Here is a 25,601-nt window from a genome sequence, read left to right on the forward strand (position 1 = left end):
CTTCTTCGGTGTGCGGGTTCAGGCCTGCGGGGCGGCGTCTGGGTCGGGCATGCTGGCGGTCACGGCCGGGTCCACGCCGTCCTCGAAGCGGCGGAAGTTCTCGCGGAACATCCGGGCGAGTTTGCGGGCCGTCTCGTCGTAGGCCTGCGGGTCGGCCCAGGCGTCGCGGGGGTTCAGGACGCCCGCCGGGATGCCCTGCACGTTCGTGGGGATTTCCAGCCCGAAGTGCGGTTCGCGTTCGAAGGTCGCGCTGTCCAGTTCGCCGCTCAGGGCGGCGCCGATCAGGCGGCGGGTGTGCGCGATGCTCATGCGCTGGCCCGTGCCGTACATGCCGCCGGTCCAGCCGGTGTTCACCAGCCACACGCGCGCGCCGCTGTCCTGCACCCGGCTGGCCAGCAGGCGGGCGTACTCGCCGGGGTGGCGGGGCATGAACGGCGCGCCGAAGCAGGTGCTGAAGGTGGGGCTGGGTTCGGTCACGCCGTCCTCGGTGCCGGGGATCTTGGCGGTGAAGCCGCTGATGAACTGGTACATGGTCTGCTCGGCGCTCAGGCGGCTGATGGGCGGCAGTACCCCGAAGGCGTCGGCGGTCAGGAACACCACGTTGCGGGGGTGGCCGCCCAGACTGCCGGGCTGCACGTTCGGAATCTGGCTGATGGGGTAGGCGCTGCGGGTGTTCTCGGTCAGGCTGCCGTCGTTCAGGTCCGGCTGGCCGCTGGCGTCCAGGACCACGTTTTCCAGCACGGTGCCGTAGGTGCGGGTGGTGCGGTAGATGTCGGGTTCGGCCTCGGCGTTCAGTTTGATGACCTTGGCGTAACAGCCGCCCTCGAAGTTGAAGATGCCCGTGTCGGTCCAGCCGTGCTCGTCGTCGCCGATCAGGTGGCGGGCCGGGTCGGCGCTCAGGGTGGTCTTGCCGGTGCCGCTCAGGCCGAAGAACAGCGCCACGTCGCCGCCGTCCCCGACGTTTGCCGAGCAGTGCATGGGCATGACGCCCTGATCGGGCAGCAGGAAGTTCAGCACGCCGAAGATGCCTTTCTTGTTCTCTCCGGCGTACTGCGTGCCGCCCGCGATGATCATGCGGCGCGTGAAGTTCATGATGATGAACGTGTCACTGCGCACGCCGTCCAGCGCGGGGTCGGCGCGGAACGACGGGATGTTCAGCACCGTCCAGTCCTCGTGGAAGTCCGCCAGTTCGGCCGGGGTGGGGCGCACGAACATGTTGTGGATGAACAGCGAGTGGTACGCCATCTCGGTCACCATGCGGCACCCGATGCGGTAGCGGGGGTCCGTTCCGGCGTACACCTGCTGCACGAACAGTTCCTTCCCCTCGGCGTAGCGGGTCATCTTGTCGAGCAGGCGGTCGAACACCGCGCCGCTGATGGGCGTGTTGAAGCCGCCCCACCAGACCTTGTCGCGGGTCAGGTCGTCCTCGACGATGAAGCGGTCTTTCGGGCTGCGGCCGGTCTTGTTGGTGCGGACGGTCAGGGGACCGCAGGCGGCCTGCACGCCCTCGCCCAGGCGGGCAGCGTGCGCGTACAGGTCGTCCACGCCGGGGTTCAGGTGAATGGTGGCGGTCTTGATGCCGAGGTCGGCAAGGGGTGCGCTGGCGGTCAGACTCATGGGCGGTCCTCCTCTGGCTGGGCAGGTGGGAAGCGGGGCGGCAGGCAGCGGATCGGGCGGGGGGCGCGTGGGGCCGGGTGGGCGCGCGCGTCCTGAACGTGCCCGCAGGAGCGGCGGCGCACTAAGGGTCGAGTTGGTGTGTTGTCCTACAGTGGAATCTTCGCCTGGGAAACGGTTCCAGTCAAACCTTTTGGGTGTCACGCCTGAGGGAACAACATACACTAATGTCCGAGCGCTCTGGACGGAACGCTGCCCGCCTGCCTCCTGCCACCAGCATCCACCCCCGACTTACAGTGCCGTTACAGCCAGCCCCCTCCCACCACGCACATGACAGGTCCAGCCCAGCCGGACAGCCACGCTCCAGCGAAAGACCCCAGCGAAAGACCCCAGCGAAGTGCCCTAGCGAAGGGCCCCAGCAAAGGGCCACGACGAAAGCAGGAGGCGAACCCCGAACCCGGGGTGCCTCCTGCCACTGCTGCCCCCACTCTCCGGCCGTGCAGACCGGAGGGGAGCTGGGTACGTCAATCAGTTGGTGGGTTTGGTATCGCCCGCAGGCTTGCCGGACTCGGCCGCCGTGCGCGCCGCTGCCGGTGCGTCGGGGGCGACCGCGCCGCCCGCACTGCTGCCGGTCGTGGCGGCCTGGGTGGTCTGCGCCGCGCCGGGCGCCGGGGTCACCTTGGGTTCCTCGATACGCTCCAGCCACGCCGTGCCGATCAGGTTCCGGGCGTTGCGGCCCGCCTGCCGCAGAGACTGCGCCGCCTCGGGGCTCATGCCCTCCACGGCACTCAGGATGCCCTGACGGGCCGCCGGAACGCGGGCCAGCACCACCGCGCCCGTCCCGATCAGGGCCAGGGCCGTCAGGCCACCGGCGGGACTGCCGCTGCGGTCATCACGGCGGGCCTGTTTCGCCTGTTTCTCCAGCACTTTCAGTTCACGGGCCAGTTCCTTCTGAAGCGGCGCGACCTTCCGGTCGACGGCCTTCTGGAGTTTCGCGGGGTTCAGGGTCTTGCGACCGGCAGCCAGCTCGCGTTCCGCGTCACGGCGCGCCTGCTTCAGGGTGCGTTCCATGCGGCGCTGACGGGTCTGCGCGCCGTCCGCGACCTCATGCAGGGTGCTGCTCACGCGGTCGTGCACGGTCGCCAACAGTTCCTTCCCGGCGCCCTGCGCGTCCGCCAGGGTATCCCCGGCCGTGTGCTGCGCGGCGCTCAGCAGGCGCCCCGCCTTCCGGCGGCCCTGTTTCGTGACCGTCTGCGTACTCTCGGCCAGCGTGCCTGCCAGCACCCCGGCGCGTTCCTGCGCGGTGCCTGCCAGTTCCCCGGCCGTGCCCGCCAGCCCACCGGCGACCGTGGCGACCTCGTCCAGCACGCTGCTCAGCAGGCTGGACGCGCGGGGCACGCCTTCCTCGCGGATCAGTTGCGCGGCGCTCTGGCCACGGCGGGCGGCCTCGTGGGCCAGCCCCTGCGAGAGCTCCTGCGCCTGCGCCAGTCCCTGGGTCAGTCCCTGCGCCAGGGTGGGTTTCACGGTGTCCTGAAGGGTGTGCTGCGCGCCGCTCCACACGTCACGGCTGCCCGTGACCAGGGCGCGGCGGGTGTCCTTGTTCAGTGCCAGGGCCGCGAGGCCACCCAGCATCAGCAGGCTGCGTTTGCTGACGCCGCCGTTCATTTCGTTACTCATGACTTGCTCCTTTGAACTTCACCCGCTTGAGTGGGCGGCCCGGCCCACCGTGAGCCCGCAACCTGCCCGGAGTGAACCGGTTGAGCGCATTCTCGCTCCGCACCCACAGCCGAACGTGGGGGCAATGTAATGAGGATTTCATGTTCAGCACCCCCGCCAGACATCTGCCCGCCCTGAACGCCTCCCCTGAAACCTGCCGCTGACCCCGCTTGCCCGGCGGGGCAGACGCTAGACTGGCGGGCGTGACCCGAAAGGCCCGCCCCCGCGACGAGACCACCCAGACCGCGCCGCTCCCGACCGCTGCTCCCGCGCTGACGGTGGACGCCGGGCCGTCCCTGACCCGCCTGGAAGTCCGGAACCTCGCCACCATCCGGACGCTGGACCTGCACTTCGGCGCGGGCCTCAGCGTCTTTACCGGCGAGACCGGCGCGGGCAAGAGCATCATCGTGGACGCCCTGGGGTTGCTGCTGGGATCGCGCAGCAACACCGACCTGATCCGCACGGGCGAGGACGACCTGCTCGTGACCGGCTTCTGGAACGACGACGCCGCCAGCCGCCGCGTGACCAGCCAGGGCCGCAGCACCGCCCGGCTGGACGGCGAGGTCGTCACGCTGCGCGAGTTGCAGGACTGGGCGCAGCGCCGCCTGACCATCCACTGGCAGCACAGCGCCGTCAGCCTGCTCGGCCCCGCCAACCAGCGCGCCCTGCTCGACCGCCAGCTGCCGGGCGAACTGGCCGCCTACACGGCCGCGTACCGCGCCTGGACCGACGCCCGCACCCGCCTGGACGCCCTGCGCGCCAGCGAACGCGAACGCGCCCGGCAGCTGGACCTGCTGCAATTCCAGGCGACCGAGATCACCGAGGTGAACCCCACGCCCGGCGAGGAGGAACCCCTCCAGGCCGACCTGAACCGACTGGCGAACCTGGAAAGCATCGCGCAGGGGGCCGCCGGGGCCATCACGCTCCTCAGCGACGGCGAGGAGAACGCCCTGGGCTTCCTGGCCGAGGCGGTCCGGTCCCTGAACGTCAGCGCCCGCTACGACGACACGACCGCGCAACTGCAACGCGAACTGCGCGAGGCGCTCGACAGCGTGCAGGCCGTCGTCGGAGAACTGCGCGCCGTGGCCGAGGATCAGGCGCCGGACCCCGAGGAACTCGCGCGGGTCGAGGCCCGCCTGGGCGCGCTGGGCAAACTGCGCGCCAAGTACGGCCCCACCCTGGACGACGTGCTGACCTTCCACGCGCAGGTCGAACAGGAACTCGCCGCCCTGACCCGCGACGAGCAGGACGCCGGCACCCTGGACGCCGACGTGGCCGCCCTGCTGACCGACGTGCGCCGCGCCGCCGCCGACCTGGACGCCGCCCGCACCCGCCGCGCCGCGCCGCTGGCCGCCGAACTGGTCGGCGTGATCCGTCAACTCGGGATGCCGCACGCCCGCCTGGAATTCCAGCTGACCCCCCTGACCGAACCCGGCGCGCACGGCCTGAGCGACGTGACCCTGCAGTTCACCGCGAACCCCGGCGAGGACCTCGCCCCGCTGGCCGACGTGGCCTCCGGCGGGGAACTGTCGCGCGTGATGCTGGCCATCAGCACCGTGCTGGGAGCCGACACGCCCGCCGTGGTGTTCGACGAGGTCGATGCGGGCATCGGCGGGGGCGCGGCCCTGGCGGTCGCGGCGCAACTGCGGCACCTCGCGCAGACGCGGCAGGTGTTCGTGGTCACGCACCTCGCGCAGATCGCCGCGCAGGCCGACCATCACTTCAAGGTGGAAAAGAGCGTGCAGGACGGCCGCACTGTCAGCCGCGTCCGCCTCCTGACGCAGGACGAACGCCTGGAGGAGATCGCGCGGATGCTCAGCGGCAACACCAGTGACGCCGCCCTGCAACACGCCCGCGAACTGCTGGGCTAGGCCCGCACGCCACGGGAGAGGCCGGAAGGGAGGCCGGTGGGTGTGCCTTTGGTAAAGGTGACCTTCAGTTGAGCGTCAGCCCGGATGCCTAAGCTGCTACACATGACCCGATCCCACCTGCCCCTGCTGGGCGCCGCGCTGCTCGGCGTGAGCCTGCTCAGTGCCTGCACCATGTCCGCCCCCGGTAACCTGCGCGTTCACGAGGCGCTGCTGTACGGCGGCGCGCAGGAACGCATCGTGTGGGTGTACGGAACGCTGGGCCAGGGGAGCACCCAGAGCAGCGTGAAACTCGGCGCGAACACCGCCGAACTGCGCGCCCAGGTCACTGACGACCTCGCCCTGACCGGCACGCTCAGCGTGAACGGCAAGGCCACGTACCGCTCGGCGACCAGCGTCACCACGCAGAAACTCAGCGTGACCCGCCGCACCGACGGCACCTTCAACGTCACGCCGCTGAGTGGCGCGCGCCTGAGCGCCGTGTACTTCACGGACGGGCAGACCTGGACAAAACTGAACGGCACCAGCGGCACCGTGACCGGCACCCGCAGCGAAGGCCTCGGCGGGGCCGGGCAGCTCAGCCGCGACGAGGGAGCCGCGCTGGGCCGAGCCCTGCTGGGCCAGGGACCGCTGGCCGTCGGCGTCCTCGACAGCACCGACATTCCCGACGCGCCCCTGAGCGTCGAACCCGCCCCCACCGAGTACCAGCGCACCGCGCTGTACGTCCTGCCGAACGTCACCACCCAGACCCCCGTGACCCCCACCCGCCCCGGCCTGCCCACCACGCCCGGCACGCCCCCCACCGCCACGCTGCCCGGAGACGCCTTGACCTTCACCGAACTTGCCAGCGGCACCCAGGCCAGCGAGACCGCCCCCGCCACCCGCGTGGCCCGCACCAGCAGCGAGGCCCGCACCCTGTACGCCGCCGCGTACGCCCGCCAGACCGGCGCGCCCACCCCACCCACCCTGAACGGCTCGACCCTGATCGGCGTGTTCCTGGGCCAGCGTGCCACCGGCGGCTACGGCGTGAAAGTCACGGGCGCCAGCGTCAGCGGCGGCGTCCTGACCCTGGTCGTGCAGGTCAGGGCCCCCGCCCCGAACTCGTTCACCACGCAGGCCATCACCAGCCCCTGGACCATCGTGCAGGTGCCCGGCACGTTCACGCAGGTGCGCGTCGTGGACAGTGCCGGTCAGCCCCTCCAGGGCAGCGTCGGCAACGACCGCTGACCTGACCCCACCCTGAACGCAGCGCCCACCGGAATATCAGTTCCAGGCGGGCGCTGTGATTACGGTGTTCTGCGGCTGGTCGGCCTGGCCCGTCGCCGGGCGCCTGCGGGTTCGGCTGGGTGCGCGCCGCGCAGTCCCGCCCCCACGGTCAGGCCGGGACCGCCCAGCAGTACGGCCAGACTGCCGCACAGCAGCAGCCACGGCACCTCCAGTTGCGTCCACCCGACCGGCCCTCCGGCCAGCAGGCCCGGCAGTCGCGTCACGACCACCAGCGCCGCCAGCGTTCCGGCCAGGGGCCGCGACGCCAGCCCCAGCAGCAGCAGCAGCCCCCCGGCGAGTTCCAGCACGGCGCTCAGTGGCGCGGTCAGCAGCGGCAACGGCACCCCGGCGCGCGTGAACGCCTCGGTCACGCCGGGCAGACCCAGCGTGAAGATCTTCTGGAATCCATGCTCGGTGAACACGGCGGCCGTCGCCATCCTGATCACGGTCAACGCCGCTTCCGGGTGTTGTCTCACAATTGCCAGTGTATCCGGCACGCGCGCCTGTACCCGGCAGACGCGACCGGCACTTCAGACCGGCACTTCACCGGCCCCCTTCACGTCATGTGGACTCCGGTTGAATGGCTTACAGAGCCGCTGGGTCCGAGCGAGACGAGAAGGAGCAAAACGCCCCTCCGGACGTGGAGCCGGCAGCCCGGCGCGTGGGCGGGTGGAGGGCAGAACAGACGGAATCCGTATCGGCCACGAACACAGGTCGGGCCGCAGAAAGCGGCGGCCCCCCGCACTGGGAGGGCCGCCGCGGTTCAGGCCCGGAGGGGGCCTGAGGGTCGGATTACTTGCTGGGAACCTTGATGGCGCCGCTGATGATCTTGGCCTTCACGGCTTCCAGGCGGGCAACCTGGGCGCTGGTGATCAGGGCCTTGTTGTACTGGTCGACGGAGTAGCCCACGCCGCCTTCCTTCAGGCCGAAGCGACGCTCGCCGCCCTTGAACTTGTCTTCCTTGACGTCCTTGATCAGGGCGTAGACGGCGTTGTCGACGCGCTTGAGCATGCTGGTCAGGCCGTGGTTCATGGTGGCGGGGTTCTTGTCGAAGTCGCCCAGGTAGTTCTGGTTGCTGTCCACGCCGATGAAGAACATGGGGCGGGTGTCGCCGGCGCAGGCCTTGGTGTAGGCGGCGCTCTTCTTGAGGGTCGCGAACTTGTTGTTCACGAACTTCACGCCGCTGGGCAGGGCGCTGGCCTTCAGGCACTGCGTCTGCTTGATGTAGTCGATCACGCCGTTCCCCGACCCGCCCGCGGCGGCGAAGATGATGTCGGCACCCTTGGCGCGCATGCTACCGGCGATTTCCTTGGCCTTGCCGGGGTTGTTCCAGGCGTCGGGGGTGGTGCCCACGTACTGCGCGATGACCTTGACCTTGGGGTTGAAGGCCTTGGCGCCGGCCGCGTAGCCCGCCTCGAACTTGTGGATCAGGGGGATGTCCATGCCGCCCACGAAGCCCAGGACGCCGGTGGCGCTGTTCATCGCGGCGATGTAGCCGACCAGGTAGCTGCCCTGCTCTTCCTGGAAGACCAGGCTGGCGACGTTCTTCTCGGCGGACACGTCGTCGACCAGGCCGAAGTACAGGTCGGGGTTTTCCTTGGCGACCTGGCTGATGCTGGCGTTGTTGGCGAAGCCCACGCCGACGGTCAGGTCGAAGCCCTCGTTGGCGAAGGCGCGGATGCCCTGCACGGTCTGGCTGGGGTCGCTGGGTTCGAAGTCGGAGGACTTGACGCCCAGGTTCTTCTCGGCGCGCTGGGTGCCTTCGTAGGCGCTCTGGTTGAAGCTCTTGTCGAACTTACCGCCGGCGTCGTACGCGATGCCGACGCGGAGGGTCTGGGCGGAGGCGACGCTGGCGCTCAGGGCAAGGGCAATGGTCAGGATCTTCTTCATGGGTGTTCCTCCAAAGGTTCGTTGATGAATTCTTGAACAGAGTATACGGAATTCTGCGCCTGTCCAGTCCCCACCAGGGTCACACTCTTAACCATACGAGGGGGCGGCGGCGGATAGGAGAATTCTTGTGAACTTCTTAACGCAAGCAGCTGACGGGCACCTGAGCGGCCCTCTCACGCGCGGCACATCCCCGCCAGCGCGGCCCGCCCTGGCCTGCCGACAGTCTCAGCAATGGTGCGGACACTCTTCAGGTGCCGGAGGGGAACAGCATGGAACACGTCTTCTGTAACGCCATTCATGCTCACCCCCTCCCAGCCTCCCCCCGCAATGGGGAGGGGTAACCACTGCGTGTTCATCGCTGGTCTGCCCTGCGGGTTCCGGACGTGGGACTGGCAGGGCCGGTTGGCAGGGCCGGTGAAGTTCCGGATTGTCAGCGAGACAAACGGAGTCCGTCTCACTGGTCCAGGTGCTCAAGGCCCTCCAGGCCGTCGAACAGACCCCGCAGCGGGTACTGATGAATCGGCGTGCGCGTGCCGCCGATGCTGAAGTTCTCGTGACCCAGGCGCTCCTGCATCGCCGCGCGTTCCTCCGGCGTCATGCGGCCCATCAGGCTCTGCTCGCCCATCTGCGTGCCGTGCGCCGCCAGGGCCGCCTTCTTGTTCTCCGCGTACGCCGACACGTCCATGCGCACCGCGAAGGTCTCCTCGGACACGCCGTACACCAGCGGGTCGAGGTCCTGACCCATCCGCGCGATTCCGGCTGCCGACTCGACGCTCATGGCCGTGAAGTACAGCCGTTTCGGGCCGCCGTACGGCAGGGACCCCGCGCTGAAGAACGCCGCGCTGGCCGCCCGGTGAATCTGCAGGTGATCCACGTGGCCGTACCCGCCGTGCGGGTCGAAGGTCACCATCACCTGCGGCTGCACCCGCTCGATCAGGGCGCGCAGTTTCACCTCCACGTCCAGCGGGTTCACGTTCATCATGGCCAGCGGATCGTCGTGGCGGGTGCGTTCGTACCGGCCGGAATCGTGGTAATCCAGGAACACCGGGGCCGGAATCTCCAGCGCGCGGCACGCCTCGATCAGTTCCTGCTCGCGCTGGGCGCCCAGGTCGGTGACGGTCATGCCGGGCACCGTGATCTTCCCGGCCTCGCCGCGCGTGGCGCAGGCCAGCACCACGTTCACGCCCAGCCGCGCGTAGTGCGTCAGGGTGCCGCCCACGCTGAAGGCCTCGTCGTCCGGGTGGGCGAACACGGCCAGCAGGGTCGGGCGGGTGTTGAGGGCCGGAGTAGTGTGTGGCGCAGTGTGCGGCGCTGAATGCGTGTCAGTCATGCCGGGCAGTGTACGGGCCGCGCCCGCCGGGGGGTGTGCCCCCCTCCCCATTCGCCGCCCCGCGCGCCGGACGGTCAGGACTCGCGGGCGGCCAGCACCTGACCGCGCCCGTAAAAGTCCCACAGGGCGTCCGACCACGTGCGGTAGATCAGGCGGCGGTTCCCGGCGTCGGCGGCCTCCAGCGCCTCGCCCAGCGCGCGGTAGAAGCGGCTGCCCTGCTCCTGCATGGCGCGGGCCGTCCAGTACACCCCGGCCTCCATCATCTGCGCGTGCTGCTCCTCGGTGATCACCTGCCCAGCATGCCCCAGGCGGCGCGTGACGGGTGCCCCGCCGGCTGCCAGCATGGCCCGCGCGGCCCTGACACGCCCGGCGCGGGGTGTCTGCTACGCTCGGACGCATGACGAAGGTGGTGGCCATCACATCCGAGAAGGGCGGCGTGGGGAAAAGCACGCTGGCCGTGCATCTCGCAGGCGCGGCGCACGCCAGTAACCGCAAGGTCCTGCTGATCGACGAGGACGGCCGCGTGGGCAGCAGCCTGCGCTGGGCGGCCCGCAGCAGCGGCCTGCCGTTCCCGGTGCTGGCCGCCGACGACGTGAAACCCCGCCGACTGGCGGATTTCGACGTGGTCATCCTGGACACTGAGGGCCGCCCGCGCCGCAAGGACCTGCGGCAACTCGCGCAGCGCACCGACCTGATCCTGGTGCCCAGCGGCGTGTCCCCGCTGGAACTGGAGGCCACGCGGGAACTGATGGACTTCCTGCTGGCCGAGGACGCCGGACGCAAGACCCGCGTGGTCCTGACCCGCGTGCCCCCGGTGGGCCGCGCCGCCGAGGACATCCGCGAGGACCTGCGCGAGGACGGCGTGACCGTGTGCAACACCCTGATCCGCCAGTACGCGGCGTTCCAGCGGGCCGCCGAGCAGGGCGTCCTGGCCTGCGACGTGCGCGACCCGCGCGCCCAGGCCGCCTGGGACGACATCCTGGCCCTGTCACGAGAGGTCCTGTGAAACGCGCGCGCGTGGCAGGAGGGAAGTAGTGGGACGCTTCGACTACCTGCAGGAACGGGAAGTCCCGGCGCCAGAGACGGCCGACAGTGGCGCCACCCGCAAGGTCGGGAAGAAGGGCCGCAAGAAGGACGCGAAGGCCCGCAAGGCCCTGAAGGTCACGCCGGAACCCGACGGGCGCAGCAAGGGCGAGACCGCCGAGCGGGTCGAGGCGGTGTACGTCCGCAAGGAGACGGTGCGGGCCGTGTGGCGCGCCGTGAAGGCCGAGGGCGGCGAGAGCGTCAGCGAACTCGTCGAGGACCTGCTGCTCGCGTGGCTGCGCGAGCGCGCCTGACGTGACCTGCCGGGTACCACATCAGGTGGCATGGCGGGCCTGATACGGATTCCGTCTGTTTCGCCAACAATCCGGAACTCCACCGGATTGCCAGCTCCACGCCCGGAACCCGCTTTGCCCCCACTCGCATCCGCTCGGACTGAACGGTTGTTGCCCACCGTTCAGTCGGGGTCCGTATGAGCCCACGCGCGGCGCTGGCGCTGAGGCTGGCCGGGCTGGCCCTGGCGCTGCTGGTGACCGTGCCGGGCCTGCTCAACCCCCTGCGGGGCGGCGTGCTGGACGGCGCGAACCTGATCTTCCATGAGGCCGGGCACGTCCTGCTGGCCTGGGCGGGCGAGACGCTCATGCTGCTGGGCGGCAGCCTGATGCAGGTGGCGGTGCCGCTGGCCTGCGCCGCCGCGTTCCTGCTGCGCGGCGACCGCTACTCGGCGGGCATCGTGGGCCTGTGGCTGGCGCAGTCGCTGTCGGGCGTGGCGGCGTACATCCGGGACGCGCCGCTGCGGCAACTGGACCTGATCACGGGCGACCCGGACACCCACGACTGGTGGCAACTGCTGGGCGGCTGGAACCCGCTGCACAACTCGCTGAGACTGGCCGACCCGCTGGGCCGCTTCGTGACGTTCCTGGCGTTCGTGGCCGTGATCGTCTCGGTGCTGCTGGCCGTCTGGGACGACCTGCGCTAGCCTGCGCGCATGACGGGATCAGGAGGGGCGGGCGTGGTGGGGCGGTTCGCGCCCAGTCCGACCGGGGCCATGCACCTGGGCAACGCCCGCACGGCGCTGCTGGCGTGGCTGCACTCCCGCGCGCACGGGGGGCGGCACCTGCTGCGCTTCGAGGACCTGGATACCGGGCGGGTCCGCCCCTGGGCATACGACCTGACCCGCCGCGACCTGGAATGGCTGGGCCTGGACTGGGACGAGGAAATCACGCAGTCGCGGCGACTGGACCTGTACCGGGACGCCGCCGCGCGCCTGGACACCTACCCCTGCACCTGCACCCGCCGCGAGATCCGGGACGCCATTCAGGACAGCGCCGGGGCACCGCACGGCGAGGAACCCGTGTACCCCGGCACCTGCCGCGCCGCGCCCCGGAATCCGGACCGCCCGGCGGCGCTGCGCTGGCGCGTGCCGGACGGCGTGGTCTGCGCGCACGACGCCCTGAGCGGCCGGACGCTGTGCCAGGACCTGCGCGCGGACGTGGGTGATCTGGTGCTGCGCCGTAACGATGGCGTGTACGCCTACCATCTGGCGGTCGTGGTGGATGACGCGGCGGGCGGCGTGACCGACGTGCTGCGCGGCGAGGACCTCTGGACGGCCACGCCCCGGCAGGTGGCGTTGCAGGCGGCGCTGGGCCTGCCCACGCCCCGCTACCTGCACGTGCCGCTGATGACCGGTTACCGGGGCGAGCGCCTCGCCAAGCGGGGGGGAGCGCCGCCGCTCTCGGCGCTGCGTGAGGCAGGGGAGAGCGCGGCCCGGATCCGCGCGGAACTGGCCCGCAGCCTGGGCTGGCTGGTGCCGGACGAGGTGAGCCTGCTGGACCTGCTGCCCCTGTGGTCGGCGGAACTGGCGCGGCCCGGCGCGGGGTGAGGGCGTGCGTCCCTGGCGGTGAATTGCGCGGATTCTCACTGTCCGGACCTGTCAGACGAAAAGCGGCCAGACGGACCAAACTTAGACGAGTTGTCTAAGTTTGCCAAACGGACGTTCGGAGCGGCAGTCCTACGCTGAACCCATGCCCCTGACCCTTCCCACCTACCCGCAACCGGACGAACGCGGCCGCTACGGCCGGTTTGGTGGCCGGTACGTGCCCGAAACGCTGATCCCCGCCCTCGACGAACTCGAACAGGCCTACCTGACCGCCAAGACCGACCCCGCGTACCTGAACGAACTCGAGCGGCTGCACCGGGAATTCGTGGGCCGACCCAGCGGCCTGTACCTCGCCGAACGCCTCACCGCGCACGCCGGCGGCGCGAAAATCTACCTGAAACGCGAGGACCAGAACTACACCGGCGCGCACAAGATCAATAACTGCCTCGCGCAGGCCCTGCTCGCCAAGCGCATGGGCAAACAGCGGGTCGTGGCCGAGACCGGCGCCGGGCAGCACGGCGTGGCCAGCGCCACCGCCGCCGCCCTGCTGGGCCTGGACTGCGTGGTGTACATGGGCGCCGAGGACATCCGCCGCCAGGAACTGAACGTGTTCCGCATGAAACTGCTGGGCGCCGAGGTCCGCGCCGTCACCAGCGGCACCAGCACCCTCAAGGACGCCACCAACGAGGCCATCCGCGACTGGGTCACGAACGTCCGCGACACCTTCTACATCCTGGGCAGCGTCGTCGGGCCGCACCCGTACCCCGCCATGGTCCGCGACTTCCAGAGCGTGATCGGCGAGGAAGTCAAGGTGCAACTCCAGGCGCTGGAGGGCACCCCCACCCCGGACGTCATCGTGGCCTGCGTGGGCGGCGGCAGCAACGCCATCGGCATCTTCGCGCCGTACGCGTACCTGCCGGACGGCCAGCGCCCCCGCCTGATCGGCACCGAGGCCGCCGGGGAAGGCGTGGACACCGGACGGCACGCCGCCAGTGTGGCCGGTGGGCGCGTGGGTGTGCTGCACGGCAGCATGATGTACCTGCTGAACGACGCAGAGGGGCAGATCGTGCCGCCGCACTCCATCAGTGCGGGCCTGGACTACCCCGGCATCGGCCCGGAGCACTGCCTGTACAGCGACACCGGACTGGCCGAGTACGTGCCCGTCACGGACGCCCAGGCGCTTGAAGGCCTGCAACTGTGCACCCGCCTGGAAGGCATCATTCCCGCCCTGGAAAGCGCGCACGCCATCTACCACGCGGTCGAACTGGCCCGCACCATGCGCCCCGAGCAGACGATCGTGGTGAACCTGTCCGGGCGCGGCGACAAGGACGTGGCCGAGGTCATGCGCCTGCTGGACCTGCCGGAAGGGCAGAGCAGCACGCCCAGCCACAATCTGCCCGGCCACAACCTGCCGCACGCCCCGTCCGTCACGGCCCAGCAGGAGGTGCAGGCATGACCGCCCCCGCCCAGACCGGCGCCCAGCCGCAGGCCACCACGCCCGGCGCGGCCCGCATTCACGCGGCGTTCGCCCGCGCCGCGCAGGAAGGCCGCGCCGCGTTCATTCCCTTCATGACGGCCGGGTACCCCACCGCGTCCGCCTTCCCGGCCGTGGCGGACGCCCTGCTGACCCAGGCGGACCTGCTGGAAGTCGGCATTCCGTACAGCGACCCCCTCGGCGACGGTCCCACCATCCAGCGGGCCAGCGAGCAGGCTCTGGGCGGCGGCACCAGCACCCGCCACACCCTGCAACTCGTCAAGGACCTGCGCGCCCGTCACGACACGCCCATCGTGATCATGACCTACGTGAACCCCATCTACGCCGTCGGGCCGCGCGAATTCATGCGACTGGCGCAGGACGCTGGGGTGGACGGCCTGATCCTCCCGGACCTGCCGCCCGATCAGGACCTTGAAATCGCGGACCTCGCCGCCGAGCACGGCATCGCCGTGACGTTCCTGATCGCCCCCACCAGCACCCCCGAACGCGTGAAACTGGTCGCGGAGGCCTGCACGGGCTTCCTGTACGCCGTCAGCGTGACCGGCGTGACCGGCACCCGTGAAGGCGCGGCGCTGGGCGAGGTGCCCGCCATGCTGGCCCTGGCCCGCCAGTACGCCCGCGTGCCGGTCGCCGTGGGCTTCGGCGTGAAAGACGCCGAGACCGCCCATCAGGTCGCGCAGGTCGCAGACGGCGTGGTCGTGGGCAGCGCCTTCATCAACGCCGTGCAGCACGGACAGGACGTGGGCGCCCTGGCCGCCTCCATCGCCGAGGGTTGCCGCAAGGACTGATACGGACTCCGATTGAATGGGCTGCCAAGACCTTTCAATCCGAGCGGAGCGAGTAGGAGAGAAGCGGGTTCCGGACGTGGAGTTGACAGATCGGTGGTGTTCCGATCTGTTAACGAAACAAACGGAATCCGTATCAGGCGGGGAGGGTGCGGGCGGCGCGGAGGTTGTTGCGGGCCATGACACCCCAGGCGATCAGGGTCAGGGCGGCGCACAGCACGAACACGCTGCGGTACCCGAAGGTCTGCGCGACCGCGCCGGACGTGACGCCGCTGAGCATCGCGCCGACGCTGCTGGTGTTCGCGAAGAGGGTGGTGGCGGCGCTGAAACGGCCGGGCATCAGCGTCTGGAAGTAGGTCATGCCCAGGCCCGCCAGGATCGCCAGGACGACCGCGCGCACGACCTGCGCGGCGATCAGCAGCGGCAGGCTGTTCGACAGGACGATCAGCGCGAAGTGCAGCACGAACAAGCCCATCCCGGCGGCGATCAGGGTGGGCACGCCGGGCAGGCGCCGCCACATGACCAGGGCCAGCATGACCGGGATTTCCAGCAGGGCGCACAGGCCCACCAGGAACCCGACCTCGCGGGCGTCGCCACCCAGGGTGTCGGTCACGAACAGCGGGAACATCGCCATGCCCATCTGCATGCTCATGCCGTACAGCACGAACGCGGCGGCTCCGAAGGCGATCACGCGGCGGTTGGCGCGGCGGGTCTGCGCGGCGGCCTGTTGCGCGCCGCGTTCCTGCTCGGCGGTGGTCTGGGCAGCGCCGGGGCTGGGCAGCGGGCGGCGGCCCGGCACGCGGATCAGTGGCAGGGCGGCCAGCGCGAAGCACGCGGCGGCGGCCAGGAACACGGCGCGGTAGTCGCTGTCGCCCAGCAGCAGGGCGCCCAGGCCGGGGCCGACCACCCACGACAGGCTGAACACGCTGCGCAGCACGGTCATGGCGCGGTCGGCGAGGTCTGCGGGGACGTCCCTCAGGCTGGCGCGCGCGAACGAGAACACCTGCGGGAACGCGGCGGCCCCCAGCGACAGCAGCAGCACCCCGATGACCAGCAGGCCCGCGAAGCTGGCCGTGACGCTGATCAGGGCGTACGCGGCGGTCCCGGCGGCCAGGGTGGCCATCACGATGGGTTTGCGGTTGGGCAGGCGGTCGCTCCAGCGGGCCAGCAGCGTGGCGACCAGCACGGCGGCCACGGCGTTCAGGGTCAGGAACACCCCGATCTGGAAGGGGCTCATGCCGACGCGGTTCACGGCGTACAGCGCCAGGTATGGCACGGCCAGTGACAGCCCGAAGCCCAGCAGGAACACACTCAGGGCCAGTCCGGTGGCGTGCGGGAGCTTCAGCATGCTGCCCAGGCCTGCGGGGGTGGGGGGCGCGGCGACCGTCATTCGGATGCTCGTTCTGGGTGGTCTGCGGGGGTCCGTCCGTTCATCCGGACCACTGTAAGCCCGCCGCGCCGGGATGGACCGTGAGGAGGTGCTAGCCTCCGGCATGACCCCTGAACCGATCAAGACGCTGCCCCGCCGTCAGGACGTTCCGCAGGAGCAGACCTGGGACATCGAGGCCCTGTACGCCACGCCCGACGCCTGGGCTGCCGAGGGAGACGCCCTGAGCCGCGACATCGCCACGCTGTCTGCCCACGCCGGACAGCTGGGCACCCCGGACGGCCTGCTGGCCTACCTGTCGGCCGCCGACGACGTGGAACTGCGCCTGACCCGCTTCATGTCGTACGCCGGCATGACCGCCAGCGTGGACGGCCGGGACGCCGTGGCCGCCGCCCGCCGCGACCGCGCTGGGAACCTGGGCGCGCAGTACGGCAGCACGACTGCCTTCTACCGCCCGGAACTGCTGGCCCTGGACGAGGCGACCGTGCGCGGCTGGCTGGACACCCCGGCCTTCGCGGACCAGCGCGTGCGCCTGGAACGCATCCTGCGCGGCAAGCCGCACGTCCGCAGCGCCGAGGTCGAGGAACTGCTGGGCGCCGTGCAGGCCCCCTTCGCCTCCGAGCGGGGCATTCACCCGGCGCTGGCGAACATGGACCTGCGTTTCGGCACGGCGGGCGGCGAGACGGTCACGCAGGGGAACGTGGACCGCCTGACCTCCCACCCGGACCGCGAGGTGCGCCGCGAGGCCTGGGAAGGGTACGCCGACGCGCACCTCGCCGCGCGGCACTCGCAGGCCGCCATGTACGCCACGAACATCCGCCAGAGCGTCTTCCTGGCCCGCGCCCGCCGCTACCCGGACGCGATCACGGCGTCCCTGGCCCCCGACCGCATCCCCACCGACGTGGTCACCACCCTGCTGGACACGTACCGCGCCAGCACCCCCATCTGGCACCGCTACTGGCGGGTGCGCCGCGACTGGCTGGGCCTGAACGAACTGCGCGAGTATGACGTGAAGGCCGCGCTGGTCCCCCCCCGCCACGTGGACTACGCGCAGGCCGTCACCTGGATCGGCGAGGGCATGGCCCCCCTGGGCGAGGCGTACGTGCAGGACATGCTCTCGGGCCTGACCACCGAACGCTGGGTGGACTACGCCGAGAACGACGGCAAACGCCAGGGCGCGTACAGCAACGGCGGCGGGCGCGTCAAACCGTTCATCTTCATGACCTGGAACGACACCATGAACAGCTACAGCACCCTGGCGCACGAGATCGGGCACTCCATGCACTCGCTGCTGTCCATGCGTGAGCACCCGTACTCGGTGCCGCGCTACACGCTGTTCCACGCGGAAGTCGCCAGCAACTTCAATCAGGCGATGGTGCGCGCCCACCTGCTGAAACAGGCCCGCCAGAGCGGCGACACCGAGTTCGAGGTGCAGATCATCGAGGAAGCCCTCTCGAACTTCCACCGGTACTTCTTTATCATGCCGACCCTGGCCGCCTTCGAACTCGAAGCGTACCGCCGGATCGAGGCGGGCGGCACCCTGAGCGCCCCGGACCTGAACACCCTGACCGCCGACCTGCTCGCCCAGGGCTACGGCGACGGCGTGACCATGGACCGCGAACGCAGCGGCATCCTGTGGGCGCAGTTCAGCACGCACCTGTACGCCAACTTCTACGCGTACCAGTACGCGACCGGCATCAGCGCCGCGCACCAGCTTCTGGAGACCTTCGCAGGCGACCCGGACGCCGCCCGTGAGAACTACCTGCGCTTCCTGCGCTCCGGCGGCCGCCTGGACCCCATCGACGCGCTGCGTGAGGCGGGCGTGGACATGCTGAGCCCCGCGCCCGTCCAGGCCACCTTCCGCACCCTGGAAGGCTACGTGGCCCGCCTGGAAGAACTGCTCGCGCAGCGCCGCTGACACGGACTCCGATTAAATGGGCTGCAAAGCCCGTTCCATCCGAGCGGAGCGAGTAGGAGTCGGGCGGGTTCCGGACGTGGAGTGGGCAGATCGGTGATGTTCCGATCTGTCAACGAAATAAACGGCAGTCCGTATGACACCGGCGCCGGACTACGCGGACCCTGCTTCTGCTGATCGGGGTCCGCCGTCAGTCGGGCTGGTTGACGGGGCGGGCGCGGTCCAGCCAGCCGTGGTCGCGCAGGAACGCCCGGAAGTGGGTCAGCAGGGCGTCCGCCCGGGTGTGCTCGGTGGGGGGCAGGCTGCGTTTCCAGGCCTCGCCGGTCAGGCGGGTGTAGGCCAGCAGTGGCGCGTCCGTGCCCAGGAATGCGTCCAGGGAGGTCAGCAGCGCGGCCTCCGGTGCGGGTCGGTCCAGCGCGGCGAGGTACTGCCGGGCGGCGGCGTTCAGGCGCAGCGGGGCCGTGCCGGGCGGGGTGGGCGCCGTGTCCGTGTGCGGTGCGGCGCGGTCGGTGTCGGTGCGGGCGCCGGGCTGCGGCGCCTGCGTTCCGGGGGTCGTGATCATGCGCCGCAGTGTCGCTCCGGTTGGTCACGCCCGGTTCAGGGGCGCGTCAGCTGCCGGTCATGTGGATTCCGGTGGAGAGAAACGGACTCCGATGAAACGGGCTGCAAAGGCCATTCAATCCGGGCGGGCGGATCCCCCCCCGGTGGGTGCAGTGAAAGGGGCATGACCGGGGAATTGTATTGACCAATTTGATGAACATAGAATGAACGGGCTTTGAGCTTCAGAGAGGAGAGTCCCATCTTGGAAACCCTGCGTGTATCCGGCACTTCACGCCCCAACGCCATCGCTGGTGCCATCGCTGCGCTGCTGCGCTCGCAGGGGCAGGTGGAGATGCAGGCCATCGGCCCGGCCGCCGTGAACCAGGCAGTCAAGGCCCTGGCCATCGCCCGAGGTTACCTGACCGGTGACCTGCTCGATCTGGTCGCACAGCCAGAATTCGTGAAACTCGAAACTCCCCAGGAGGAACGCACCGCCGTGAAGTTCTCGGTGCGCGCCATTCCTGCCGCCCCGGCCTGAACCTGCACGGCCCGCAGGCCCGGTGTTCCTGCCGGGCGCGTTCCATGCTGCGTGCAGGGCCGCCCGGCGGCCGGGGCACCACCGTTCCGTGCGCAGACCCTGAATGCCGTCTCATAAAATCTGAGTGCATGTCGCTTAGATTGAGGGCAGGAGGAAGCGCCCCATGGAATTCTTAGGCCCCTACACCCCCCTGATCCTGCTGGTGTTCGTCGCGTCCATGCTGATCCAGGGTTACCTGACCCGCACGTACAGCCGCTGGAGTCAGGTTCGCAACCCCCGCAACCTGACCGGCGCGGACGTCGCCCGCCTGATGCTGGACGCCAACGGCCTGCACCACGTCCCCGTGAACGCCGTTCCCGGCAACCTCAGCGACCACTACGACCCCATCCGCAAGACCGTGAACCTCAGCGAGGGCGTGTACGGCGTGCCCAGCGTCAGCGCCATGGCCGTCGCCGCGCACGAGGTCGGGCACGCCATTCAGGACAAGGTCCGCATGCCCGCCCTGCTGCTCCGCGGCCGCCTCGCCGTCCCGCTGAGCCTTGGCATGAACCTCGCCCCGTGGCTGCTGATGGCCGGGATCTTCCTGCAACTCACCGGCCTGATCTGGGTCGGCGTGATCCTGTTCGGCGCGGCCCTGCTGTTTCACCTGATCACGCTGCCCGTCGAATTCGACGCCAGCCGCCGCGCCCTGGCGTACCTGCAGGCGGGCAACCTGACCGGCAGCGCCGAAGGGCAGAAGGGCGCCCAGGCCGTCCTGACCGCCGCCGCCCTGACCTACGTCGCCGGGTTCGCCATGGCCCTCGCGCAGTTCCTGAACGTGCTCGGGCTGGCCCGCAACCGCAGCTGACCACCCTCCCCACACACAGACAGCCCCCGACCTCTGGTGTCGGGGGCTGTCTGCTGTTTGACCTCCTAGAAGGCCAGAATCAGACGTTGAAGCCGAACATCCGCATCTGGCGTTTGCCGTCGTCGGTCATCTTGTCCGGACCCCATGGCGGCGTCCACACGAACTCCACGTTCACCTCGGTCACGCCGTCCAGGCGGCTGACGGCCATCTCGGCGTCCGCGCGGATCAGGTCCTGCACGGGGCAACCGACGCTGGTCAGGGTCATGGTGATGTCGATCAGGCCGCTCTCGGCGATGTCCACGCCGTAGATCAGGCCCAGGTCCACCACGTTCACCGGGATTTCCGGGTCCTTGACGACCTTCAGGGCTTCGAGAACCTGCGCCTCGGTGGGCAGCGTCACTGGCTGGCCTCCGGGCCGGTCGCGGTGGGCAGACCGTCGTTCGCCCAGGCCATGGTGCCCCCGGCGAGGTTCACGACCTGCGAGTACCCCTGCGCTTTCAGGTACTCTCCGGCGCGGGCGCTGCGGGCGCCGCTGCGGCAGATCATGACCAGTTCGCGGTCTTTCGGGAGTTCCGCGAACCGCGACTCGAACTCGCTGAGGGGAATCAGCGTGGCGCCCTCGGCGTGCACTTCCTCGAACTCGTTCGGCTCGCGAACGTCCACCAGCAGCGCCCCGGCCTGCACGCGGCGCTGCCCTTCCTGCGGAGAGATGTCTTCCATGCGGGCCAGCATAGCCGAGTGCGGGGCTGTGAATGTGCCCGCCACCCCCGAGCCCGTCCCGCGCGCCCCTATGCTGCGGGCATGACCCCGCCCGCCCCACCGCCCGCCCCCCCGCCCGATGGCGTGACCCTGATCGACCTGCGCCCCGAGGCGTTGCGTTCCCCGCCCCTCGCGGACCTGACCGGCCGCCCCGTGCGCGTGGTCAGCCTGGACGAGATCGAGAACGGCGCGCACGGCCTGACCCGCGACCTGGGGCCGCTGCTGGTCGTGTGCGAGCGGGGCGTGCGCAGCTCCCTGGCCGCCCGTTACCTGAACGCCGACGGTCTGGACGCCCGCGCCTATCCCGGCGGCGTCCCGGCGCTGCTGGCGGCGTTATCTCCCTCCGGTTCCTGACGGCCGGGCGGGACGCGGGCGGCGCGTCTCACGGTCCGCGCGGCTAGACTGCTTGCCATGTCAGTTCTGCCCCCCGGTTTCATCACGACCAGCGACGTGCTCGAAGGGCGCCTGAGCGGCGCGGACGTCCGCCGCCTGGAACTCGCGCACGGCAACGAGGAACTCCTGTACGGCCTGGACGTGCTCGGCCTCGCCGGGCCATTCAGCCGCGTCACCCCCTGGGAACTGGAGGACGAGCGGGGCGTGCGCCGCATCAACGCCAGCGGGTACGCCGCCACGCCCTTCGGCGAGATGCCGCCCGCCATCACGGAGTTCATGCAGGCGTTCCTGCGCGAGAACCGCGCCATGAGCCTCCCGCAGCAGAGCACCGGCCCGTGGCGCGCCGCGCTGGAAGCGAACCTCGTGCGGCTGCTGGCCCGCGAACTGCCCAGCCACGCCGACAGTCAGGTGTTCTTCTGCTCCAGCGGCACCGAGGCCATCGAGGGCGCCCTGAAATTCGCCAAGGCCTGGAGACCCAGGGCGAAATTCCAGATCTCGTTCGCCAGCGGGTACCACGGCAAGACGCTGGGCAGCCTGAGCCTCACGCCGAACCCCGAGTACCAGGACATCTTCCGGCCCCTCGTGCCGGGCGCACTGACCAGCCCCTACGGCGACCTGGACGCCCTGCGCAGCCTGATCCGCCGCGTCGGCCCCGACAACGTGGGCTGCGTGGTCATCGAACCCATCCAGGGCGAGGGTGGCGTGAACATCCCGCCCGCCGGATTCCTGCGCGGCGTCGGCGAACTGTGCCGCCAGCACGGCATCGTGGTCATCGCCGACGAGATCCAGACGGGCCTGGGCCGCACCGGCCACTGGTTCGAATCCGCCGCGCAGGGCCTGGACGCCGACATCATCACGCTTGCCAAACCGCTGGGCGGCGGCATGACCGCCGTGGGCGCCACCATCGTCCGCGCGCCCATCTACAAGAAAATGCTGGGCGGCCTGAGCAGCAAACGCCACAGCAACACCTTCGGCGGCGGCGCGCTGGCCATGGCCGTCGGCATGAAAAGCCTGGAGTACCTGATCGAGAACGACCTGCCCGCCCGCAGCGCCCGCCTGGGCGCAGAGGGCCTCGCGCGCCTCCAGGCTCTCCAGGTGCGCTTCCCGAAACTGCTTCAGGCAGTGCGCGGCCAGGGCATGCTGTTCGCCCTGCAATTCCAGCCGATGGTCGGCGTGCCCCTGCCCGGCGCCCTGAAGGAACTGGTGTTCGAGGCGACCGCCATCCTCGCGCTGCGCGAACTGCACGGCGCGGGCGTCATGGCGAACCTCAGCCTCAGCAGCAAACGCACCGTGCGCCTGACCCCTGCACTGGACATGCCGCAGGACGTGTTCGACACCATGATCGGCCGCGTGGAGGCCTTCGTGCAGACCCACCCGAACGCCCGCGACCTGCTGACCCGCACGCCCCCGCAGGTCACGGCCCGCCTCGCCGCGTTCGCCGCCAGCAAACCCAAGAAACGCACGCCCAGCGACGGGTAAGCCTTTCGTGGGATAGATCCTGCATGGGGGCCGGGGTGGCAGGACACACCCCGGCCCCCGGCAGTCGTGCAGGTGCCGCTCTACAACCCGCGTTCCAGTGCCGTGTCCAGCCGCTCCAGCATCAGCGTGACCTCTCCCGTTGTGATGCTCAGGGGCGGCCCCAGCAGCAGGTGATCGCCGCGCATGCCGTCCAGGGCGCCGCTGCCGGGGTACGTGAGCAGTCCGGCGTCGCGGGCGGCGGCGGCGACCCGTTCGGCTGCGCCGGGGGTCGCGTGCGGCTGCCCGGTGGCGGGGTCGCCCAGGATCACGCCGAGCAGCAGGCCGTGCCCGCGTACGTCCAGCACGCCGGGGTGGCGGGCTTGCAGGGCGCGCAGTCCGTCCAGCAACTGCGCCCCACGTTCCCGCGCCGCGTCCACCAGCCCTTCGCGCTGCACGATGTCCAGCACGCTCAGGCCCGCCGCCACGCTGACCGGGTGCCCGGCGTACGTGAAGCCGTGCTTGAACGCGCCGCTGCCGTTCATGACCGTGTCGTACACCTGCGCGGAGGCCATCACGCCTGCCAGGGGCGCGTACCCGGCGGCCAGTCCCTTGCCGAGCACCACGAGGTCCGGCGTGACCTGCGGGTCGTGCAGGCGTACGGCCAGTGGCGCTCCGCAGCGGCCCATGCCGCTCATGACCTCGTCCGCGATGAACAGCACGCCGTACTCCCGGCAGATCGCCGCGATGTGGGCGTGATACCCGGCGTTCGGGGCGAGCGCCGCGTCCGACGCGCCCACCACCGGCTCGCACATGAACGCCGCGACCGACTCCGGCCCGACCTTCTCCAGCAGGGCGCGCAGGCGTTCGGCGTCGGCCTCGCCGCTCAGGGACGGGTCGGGTTTCGGCAGTTTCGGCCACGCTTCGGGGCGCATCAGCGGGGCGTACACCTCACGCCGCGCGCCCATGCCCGACGCGGCCAGCGCGCCCAGGCTCGCGCCGTGGTAACTGGGCACCCGCGTGACCACCCGGAAGCGCCCCGGTTCGCCCCGCTCGACGTGGTACTGCCGAGCGAGCTTGATGGCACTCTCGTTCGCCTCGGACCCGCCGGACACCGCCCAGAAGCGGTAACTGGGCAGATTCAGGAACCCGGTCAGCTGCGAGGCGTACGTTTCGAGCACGTCACTGGAGAACTGCGAGCCGTGCACGAACGCCAGCCGCGCCGCCTGCTCCGCCATGGCCTGCGCCACCTCGGTGCGCCCGTGCCCCACGTTCGCCACGAGCGCCCCGGACGACCCGTCCAGGTACGAGCGGCCCTGATCGTCCTGAATGAACACCCCGTGGGCAGAAACGGCGGTCGGGTACGACTTGCGGCTGCGGTAGAACACGTTCGACATGGGCTGGGTTCCTTGTGCGCAAAGGGAGAGGGTGGCGGGAAGGAGGGGGGCGCGGGTCAGCGGCCGGTGTGGCCGTGCCCGCCCGTGCGGGTGGGGGCGCTGCCGTCGTCACCGTCGGCCAGCAGGAACGCGCTGAAGACGCCCTGCGCGAAGCGGTCCCCGGGCTGCGCCGAGTACGCCTCTTCACCCAGGTTGTGCAGCGCGATGCGGATGTTCCCGTCGTTGCCGGGATTGCCGTAGAAGTCCGCGTCGATGATGCCGACCGTGTTCGTGATCATGACCGCCCGCATCCCCACCGACGAGCGCGGGTAGATGGACAGCACCTCGCCCGGCCCCATGAACGCCTTCACGTCCGTGGCGATCACCACGCGCCCGCCGGGCGGCACCGTGAACGCTACAGGCGTGAAGAAGTCGTACCCGGCCGCCTGCCGCGACCCGCGCCGGGGCAGCGTGATGGGCGCGTCCGGGTGAACGCGGTGGGTCTCGGCGACCACCTCGAACCCGCGCGCGCGGGCGGCCCGGGCCGCCTCGACAGGGACCGTCAGTGTGCCGGGAGTGCTTACCACGTGTCGCCCCCACCGGCGGGCGGCCACGCGCCCAGCGCCTGCCGGACCGTCACGACCTGCCCGAAGTGATGCGCGGTATGCAGCGCCATGTCGGCCAGCAGTTCCCCGATGGTCTCCTCGTGGTTCACGGGGTTCGCCAGATCCGGGCGGGCGGCGTGCGGGTCGATGCGGGCCAGCAACTCGTAGAACTCGTTCTTCACGCGCGGCCAGTCCTCGCTGCTCACGGCGGGCCAGGTGTCGGCGGCGTGCTTCGGGTAGGGCTGCGCCTCGCCCATCTCGATGATGTCCAGCATCCAGCGGTTCCACCAGTTGATGTGCGCCACGAGTTCCGCCACCGAGTGCGGCAGGCCCGCCGGGCGGGTCGCGGCCACGTCGGCGTCCAGGCTGCTCAGGGACGCCTCGACGCCCACGAAGGCCTGCCCACCCCGGAACAGTTTGGGCAGCAGGCGCGCGAAGGCCATCTGGGTTCGTTCAGTACGATCAGGATCAGTCATGGGGCACAGTGTTCCAGAAAACGTGTGGGGCGGAGGTCACGGGAATGCCGGAGAATCATCATGAACAGCAGATCGGCGGGGTCCGGACCCTGAGTGAACTGGGCCTGCGTCTGCCGGACGCAGGGGCGATCCGGGAAGTGCTGGGCGCGGCGTACCCGCTGGACGGCCTGATCGTGCAGGAGGCGGACCTTGCCCCGGCGTTCCTGAACCTGCGCAGCGGCCTGCTTGGTGAGCTGTTCCAGACGTTCACCAATCACCGCCTGCCGCTGGCCCTGGTCGTCCCGGACCCGGCGCGTCACGGAGAACGATTCGCGGAACTTGCCCGCGAGCACGCCGGGCACGCCCTGATCCGTATCCTGCCGACCGTGGAGGCCGCGCGGACGTGGCTGGCGCGGCCTGCCCAGTCCTGAAGATCAGGCCGCGCCG

27 protein-coding genes are annotated in these 25,601 nt (G+C 70.3%); 14 read left to right on the forward strand and 13 right to left on the reverse strand.

Annotated elements, in window-relative coordinates; genetic code table 11:
• Window positions 1-18 precede the first annotated feature (18 nt).
• Window positions 19-1,617 carry a phosphoenolpyruvate carboxykinase (ATP) gene (gene pckA / locus IEY70_RS04655; RefSeq protein ID WP_189063840.1) on the reverse strand — a complete coding sequence of 533 codons (1,599 nt, stop codon included), beginning with the start codon at window positions 1,615-1,617 and terminating at the stop codon, window positions 19-21.
• Window positions 1,618-2,142: 525 nt separating this feature from the next.
• Complete coding sequence (locus IEY70_RS04660; protein WP_189063841.1) at window positions 2,143-3,291, reverse strand: serine/threonine-protein kinase; 1,149 nt, start codon at window positions 3,289-3,291, stop codon at window positions 2,143-2,145.
• A gap of 242 nt (window positions 3,292-3,533) precedes the next feature.
• Between IEY70_RS04660 and IEY70_RS04665 the strand changes: the two genes are divergently transcribed.
• Together IEY70_RS04665 and IEY70_RS04670 are read left to right on the forward strand one after the other, a co-directional pair.
• Window positions 3,534-5,201, forward strand: coding sequence for a DNA repair protein RecN (locus IEY70_RS04665; RefSeq protein ID WP_189063842.1), 1,668 nt, complete (start codon window positions 3,534-3,536; stop codon window positions 5,199-5,201).
• A gap of 102 nt (window positions 5,202-5,303) precedes the next feature.
• Entirely contained in the window at window positions 5,304-6,425 is a 1,122-nt protein-coding gene (locus IEY70_RS04670; RefSeq protein WP_189063843.1) for a protease complex subunit PrcB family protein, read from the forward strand.
• A 59-nt stretch (window positions 6,426-6,484) separates the two neighbouring features.
• On the opposite strand, the gene IEY70_RS04675 is transcribed toward IEY70_RS04670, so the two are convergent.
• From IEY70_RS04675 to IEY70_RS04690, 4 genes are all read right to left on the reverse strand, one after another.
• The gene (locus IEY70_RS04675; RefSeq protein WP_189063844.1) at window positions 6,485-6,940 is read right to left on the reverse strand and encodes a DoxX family protein; all 456 of its coding nucleotides are present in this window, start codon (window positions 6,938-6,940) and stop codon (window positions 6,485-6,487) included.
• A gap of 316 nt (window positions 6,941-7,256) precedes the next feature.
• Window positions 7,257-8,354: a BMP family lipoprotein gene (locus IEY70_RS04680; protein ID WP_189063845.1), complete on the reverse strand. Its 1,098-nt coding sequence runs from the start codon at window positions 8,352-8,354 to the stop codon at window positions 7,257-7,259.
• Between the two features lie 454 nt (window positions 8,355-8,808).
• Complete coding sequence (locus tag IEY70_RS04685; RefSeq protein ID WP_189063846.1) at window positions 8,809-9,684, reverse strand: PIG-L deacetylase family protein; 876 nt, start codon at window positions 9,682-9,684, stop codon at window positions 8,809-8,811.
• A gap of 74 nt (window positions 9,685-9,758) precedes the next feature.
• Complete coding sequence (locus tag IEY70_RS04690; RefSeq protein ID WP_308425508.1) at window positions 9,759-10,028, reverse strand: hypothetical protein; 270 nt, start codon at window positions 10,026-10,028, stop codon at window positions 9,759-9,761.
• Between the two features lie 53 nt (window positions 10,029-10,081).
• Here IEY70_RS04690 and IEY70_RS04695 point away from each other — a divergent pair, with 53 nt between their 5' ends.
• The 6 genes from IEY70_RS04695 (at window position 10,082) to trpA (ending at window position 14,887) form a co-directional block, all read left to right on the forward strand.
• Window positions 10,082-10,690: a nucleotide-binding protein gene (locus IEY70_RS04695; RefSeq protein WP_189063847.1), complete on the forward strand. Its 609-nt coding sequence runs from the start codon at window positions 10,082-10,084 to the stop codon at window positions 10,688-10,690.
• A gap of 28 nt (window positions 10,691-10,718) precedes the next feature.
• Complete coding sequence (locus IEY70_RS04700; protein WP_229777629.1) at window positions 10,719-11,021, forward strand: hypothetical protein; 303 nt, start codon at window positions 10,719-10,721, stop codon at window positions 11,019-11,021.
• A gap of 176 nt (window positions 11,022-11,197) precedes the next feature.
• Entirely contained in the window at window positions 11,198-11,704 is a 507-nt protein-coding gene (locus tag IEY70_RS04705) for a hypothetical protein (RefSeq protein ID WP_189063848.1), read from the forward strand.
• A gap of 9 nt (window positions 11,705-11,713) precedes the next feature.
• Complete coding sequence (gene gluQRS, locus IEY70_RS04710) at window positions 11,714-12,607, forward strand: tRNA glutamyl-Q(34) synthetase GluQRS (RefSeq protein ID WP_189063849.1); 894 nt, start codon at window positions 11,714-11,716, stop codon at window positions 12,605-12,607.
• 142 nt (window positions 12,608-12,749) lie between these two features.
• Window positions 12,750-14,060: a tryptophan synthase subunit beta gene (trpB, locus tag IEY70_RS04715; RefSeq protein ID WP_189063850.1), complete on the forward strand. Its 1,311-nt coding sequence runs from the start codon at window positions 12,750-12,752 to the stop codon at window positions 14,058-14,060.
• Window positions 14,057-14,887 (forward strand): tryptophan synthase subunit alpha, encoded by an 831-nt coding sequence (gene trpA / locus IEY70_RS04720; protein ID WP_189063851.1) that lies wholly within the window; start codon window positions 14,057-14,059, stop codon window positions 14,885-14,887. Before trpB ends, trpA begins: the two co-directional genes overlap by 4 nt.
• Window positions 14,888-15,020: 133 nt before the next feature.
• Here the strand turns inward: trpA and IEY70_RS04725 are convergent, their stop codons facing one another.
• Complete coding sequence (locus IEY70_RS04725; RefSeq protein WP_229777631.1) at window positions 15,021-16,274, reverse strand: sugar efflux transporter; 1,254 nt, start codon at window positions 16,272-16,274, stop codon at window positions 15,021-15,023.
• A 103-nt stretch (window positions 16,275-16,377) separates the two neighbouring features.
• Here IEY70_RS04725 and pepF point away from each other — a divergent pair, with 103 nt between their 5' ends.
• Complete coding sequence (gene pepF, locus IEY70_RS04730) at window positions 16,378-18,189, forward strand: oligoendopeptidase F (RefSeq protein ID WP_189063852.1); 1,812 nt, start codon at window positions 16,378-16,380, stop codon at window positions 18,187-18,189.
• Between the two features lie 187 nt (window positions 18,190-18,376).
• Here pepF and IEY70_RS04735 read toward each other — a convergent pair whose 3' ends face one another.
• Window positions 18,377-18,748, reverse strand: coding sequence for a hypothetical protein (locus IEY70_RS04735; RefSeq protein WP_229777632.1), 372 nt, complete (start codon window positions 18,746-18,748; stop codon window positions 18,377-18,379).
• 240 nt (window positions 18,749-18,988) lie between these two features.
• On the opposite strand from IEY70_RS04735, the gene IEY70_RS04740 reads away from it, so the two are divergent.
• Both IEY70_RS04740 and IEY70_RS04745 read left to right on the forward strand, forming a co-directional pair.
• Complete coding sequence (locus IEY70_RS04740) at window positions 18,989-19,264, forward strand: stage V sporulation protein S (protein WP_189063853.1); 276 nt, start codon at window positions 18,989-18,991, stop codon at window positions 19,262-19,264.
• A gap of 163 nt (window positions 19,265-19,427) precedes the next feature.
• On the forward strand, window positions 19,428-20,111 hold the full coding sequence (locus IEY70_RS04745) for a zinc metallopeptidase (protein WP_189063854.1): 684 nt from the start codon (window positions 19,428-19,430) through the stop codon (window positions 20,109-20,111).
• Window positions 20,112-20,190: 79 nt separating this feature from the next.
• Here the strand turns inward: IEY70_RS04745 and IEY70_RS04750 are convergent, their stop codons facing one another.
• Complete coding sequence (locus IEY70_RS04750; protein WP_189063855.1) at window positions 20,191-20,511, reverse strand: metal-sulfur cluster assembly factor; 321 nt, start codon at window positions 20,509-20,511, stop codon at window positions 20,191-20,193.
• Window positions 20,508-20,831 (reverse strand): rhodanese-like domain-containing protein, encoded by a 324-nt coding sequence (locus IEY70_RS04755; RefSeq protein WP_229777633.1) that lies wholly within the window; start codon window positions 20,829-20,831, stop codon window positions 20,508-20,510. The genes IEY70_RS04750 and IEY70_RS04755 overlap by 4 nt, the downstream gene beginning before the upstream one ends.
• A gap of 81 nt (window positions 20,832-20,912) precedes the next feature.
• Here IEY70_RS04755 and IEY70_RS04760 point away from each other — a divergent pair, with 81 nt between their 5' ends.
• Window positions 20,913-21,224, forward strand: a complete 312-nt coding sequence (locus tag IEY70_RS04760) for a rhodanese-like domain-containing protein (RefSeq protein WP_189063857.1) — start codon at window positions 20,913-20,915, stop codon at window positions 21,222-21,224.
• A gap of 57 nt (window positions 21,225-21,281) precedes the next feature.
• Window positions 21,282-22,742, forward strand: a complete 1,461-nt coding sequence (locus IEY70_RS04765; protein WP_189063858.1) for a class-III pyridoxal-phosphate-dependent aminotransferase — start codon at window positions 21,282-21,284, stop codon at window positions 22,740-22,742.
• A gap of 80 nt (window positions 22,743-22,822) precedes the next feature.
• Here IEY70_RS04765 and IEY70_RS04770 read toward each other — a convergent pair whose 3' ends face one another.
• From IEY70_RS04770 to IEY70_RS04780, 3 genes are read right to left on the reverse strand one after another with little or no spacing between them, the layout of a single operon-like run.
• Window positions 22,823-24,115: an aminotransferase family protein gene (locus IEY70_RS04770; protein ID WP_189063859.1), complete on the reverse strand. Its 1,293-nt coding sequence runs from the start codon at window positions 24,113-24,115 to the stop codon at window positions 22,823-22,825.
• A 56-nt stretch (window positions 24,116-24,171) separates the two neighbouring features.
• Window positions 24,172-24,681: a dCTP deaminase/dUTPase family protein gene (locus IEY70_RS04775; protein WP_229777634.1), complete on the reverse strand. Its 510-nt coding sequence runs from the start codon at window positions 24,679-24,681 to the stop codon at window positions 24,172-24,174.
• Window positions 24,675-25,175, reverse strand: coding sequence for a DinB family protein (locus IEY70_RS04780; RefSeq protein WP_189063860.1), 501 nt, complete (start codon window positions 25,173-25,175; stop codon window positions 24,675-24,677). Before IEY70_RS04780 ends, IEY70_RS04775 begins: the two co-directional genes overlap by 7 nt.
• A gap of 44 nt (window positions 25,176-25,219) precedes the next feature.
• Between IEY70_RS04780 and IEY70_RS04785 the strand changes: the two genes are divergently transcribed.
• On the forward strand, window positions 25,220-25,585 hold the full coding sequence (locus IEY70_RS04785) for a DUF4180 domain-containing protein (protein WP_189063861.1): 366 nt from the start codon (window positions 25,220-25,222) through the stop codon (window positions 25,583-25,585).
• The last annotated feature ends 16 nt before the right edge of the window (window positions 25,586-25,601 follow it).

Origin of the sequence: Deinococcus seoulensis (assembly GCF_014648115.1) — a bacterium.
Taxonomy (GTDB): domain Bacteria; phylum Deinococcota; class Deinococci; order Deinococcales; family Deinococcaceae; genus Deinococcus; species Deinococcus seoulensis.

Bases quoted from the DNA above. Each gene is read 5' to 3' on its own strand.
- pckA (WP_189063840.1), bottom strand. From the start codon at position 1,617: ATGAGTCTGACCGCCAGCGCACCCCTTGCCGACCTCGGCATCAAGACC.
- IEY70_RS04660 (WP_189063841.1), bottom strand. From the start codon at position 3,291: ATGAGTAACGAAATGAACGGCGGCGTCAGCAAACGCAGCCTGCTGATG.
- IEY70_RS04670 (WP_189063843.1), top strand. From the start codon at position 5,304: ATGACCCGATCCCACCTGCCCCTGCTGGGCGCCGCGCTGCTCGGCGTG.
- IEY70_RS04680 (WP_189063845.1), bottom strand. From the start codon at position 8,354: ATGAAGAAGATCCTGACCATTGCCCTTGCCCTGAGCGCCAGCGTCGCC.
- IEY70_RS04685 (WP_189063846.1), bottom strand. From the start codon at position 9,684: ATGACTGACACGCATTCAGCGCCGCACACTGCGCCACACACTACTCCG.
- IEY70_RS04690 (WP_308425508.1), bottom strand. From the start codon at position 10,028: ATGCTGGCAGCCGGCGGGGCACCCGTCACGCGCCGCCTGGGGCATGCT.
- IEY70_RS04695 (WP_189063847.1), top strand. From the start codon at position 10,082: ATGACGAAGGTGGTGGCCATCACATCCGAGAAGGGCGGCGTGGGGAAA.
- IEY70_RS04705 (WP_189063848.1), top strand. From the start codon at position 11,198: ATGAGCCCACGCGCGGCGCTGGCGCTGAGGCTGGCCGGGCTGGCCCTG.
- gluQRS (WP_189063849.1), top strand. From the start codon at position 11,714: ATGACGGGATCAGGAGGGGCGGGCGTGGTGGGGCGGTTCGCGCCCAGT.
- trpB (WP_189063850.1), top strand. From the start codon at position 12,750: ATGCCCCTGACCCTTCCCACCTACCCGCAACCGGACGAACGCGGCCGC.
- trpA (WP_189063851.1), top strand. From the start codon at position 14,057: ATGACCGCCCCCGCCCAGACCGGCGCCCAGCCGCAGGCCACCACGCCC.
- IEY70_RS04725 (WP_229777631.1), bottom strand. From the start codon at position 16,274: ATGACGGTCGCCGCGCCCCCCACCCCCGCAGGCCTGGGCAGCATGCTG.
- pepF (WP_189063852.1), top strand. From the start codon at position 16,378: ATGACCCCTGAACCGATCAAGACGCTGCCCCGCCGTCAGGACGTTCCG.
- IEY70_RS04735 (WP_229777632.1), bottom strand. From the start codon at position 18,748: ATGATCACGACCCCCGGAACGCAGGCGCCGCAGCCCGGCGCCCGCACC.
- IEY70_RS04745 (WP_189063854.1), top strand. From the start codon at position 19,428: ATGGAATTCTTAGGCCCCTACACCCCCCTGATCCTGCTGGTGTTCGTC.
- IEY70_RS04755 (WP_229777633.1), bottom strand. From the start codon at position 20,831: ATGGAAGACATCTCTCCGCAGGAAGGGCAGCGCCGCGTGCAGGCCGGG.
- IEY70_RS04760 (WP_189063857.1), top strand. From the start codon at position 20,913: ATGACCCCGCCCGCCCCACCGCCCGCCCCCCCGCCCGATGGCGTGACC.
- IEY70_RS04765 (WP_189063858.1), top strand. From the start codon at position 21,282: ATGTCAGTTCTGCCCCCCGGTTTCATCACGACCAGCGACGTGCTCGAA.
- IEY70_RS04770 (WP_189063859.1), bottom strand. From the start codon at position 24,115: ATGTCGAACGTGTTCTACCGCAGCCGCAAGTCGTACCCGACCGCCGTT.
- IEY70_RS04780 (WP_189063860.1), bottom strand. From the start codon at position 25,175: ATGACTGATCCTGATCGTACTGAACGAACCCAGATGGCCTTCGCGCGC.
- IEY70_RS04785 (WP_189063861.1), top strand. From the start codon at position 25,220: ATGCCGGAGAATCATCATGAACAGCAGATCGGCGGGGTCCGGACCCTG.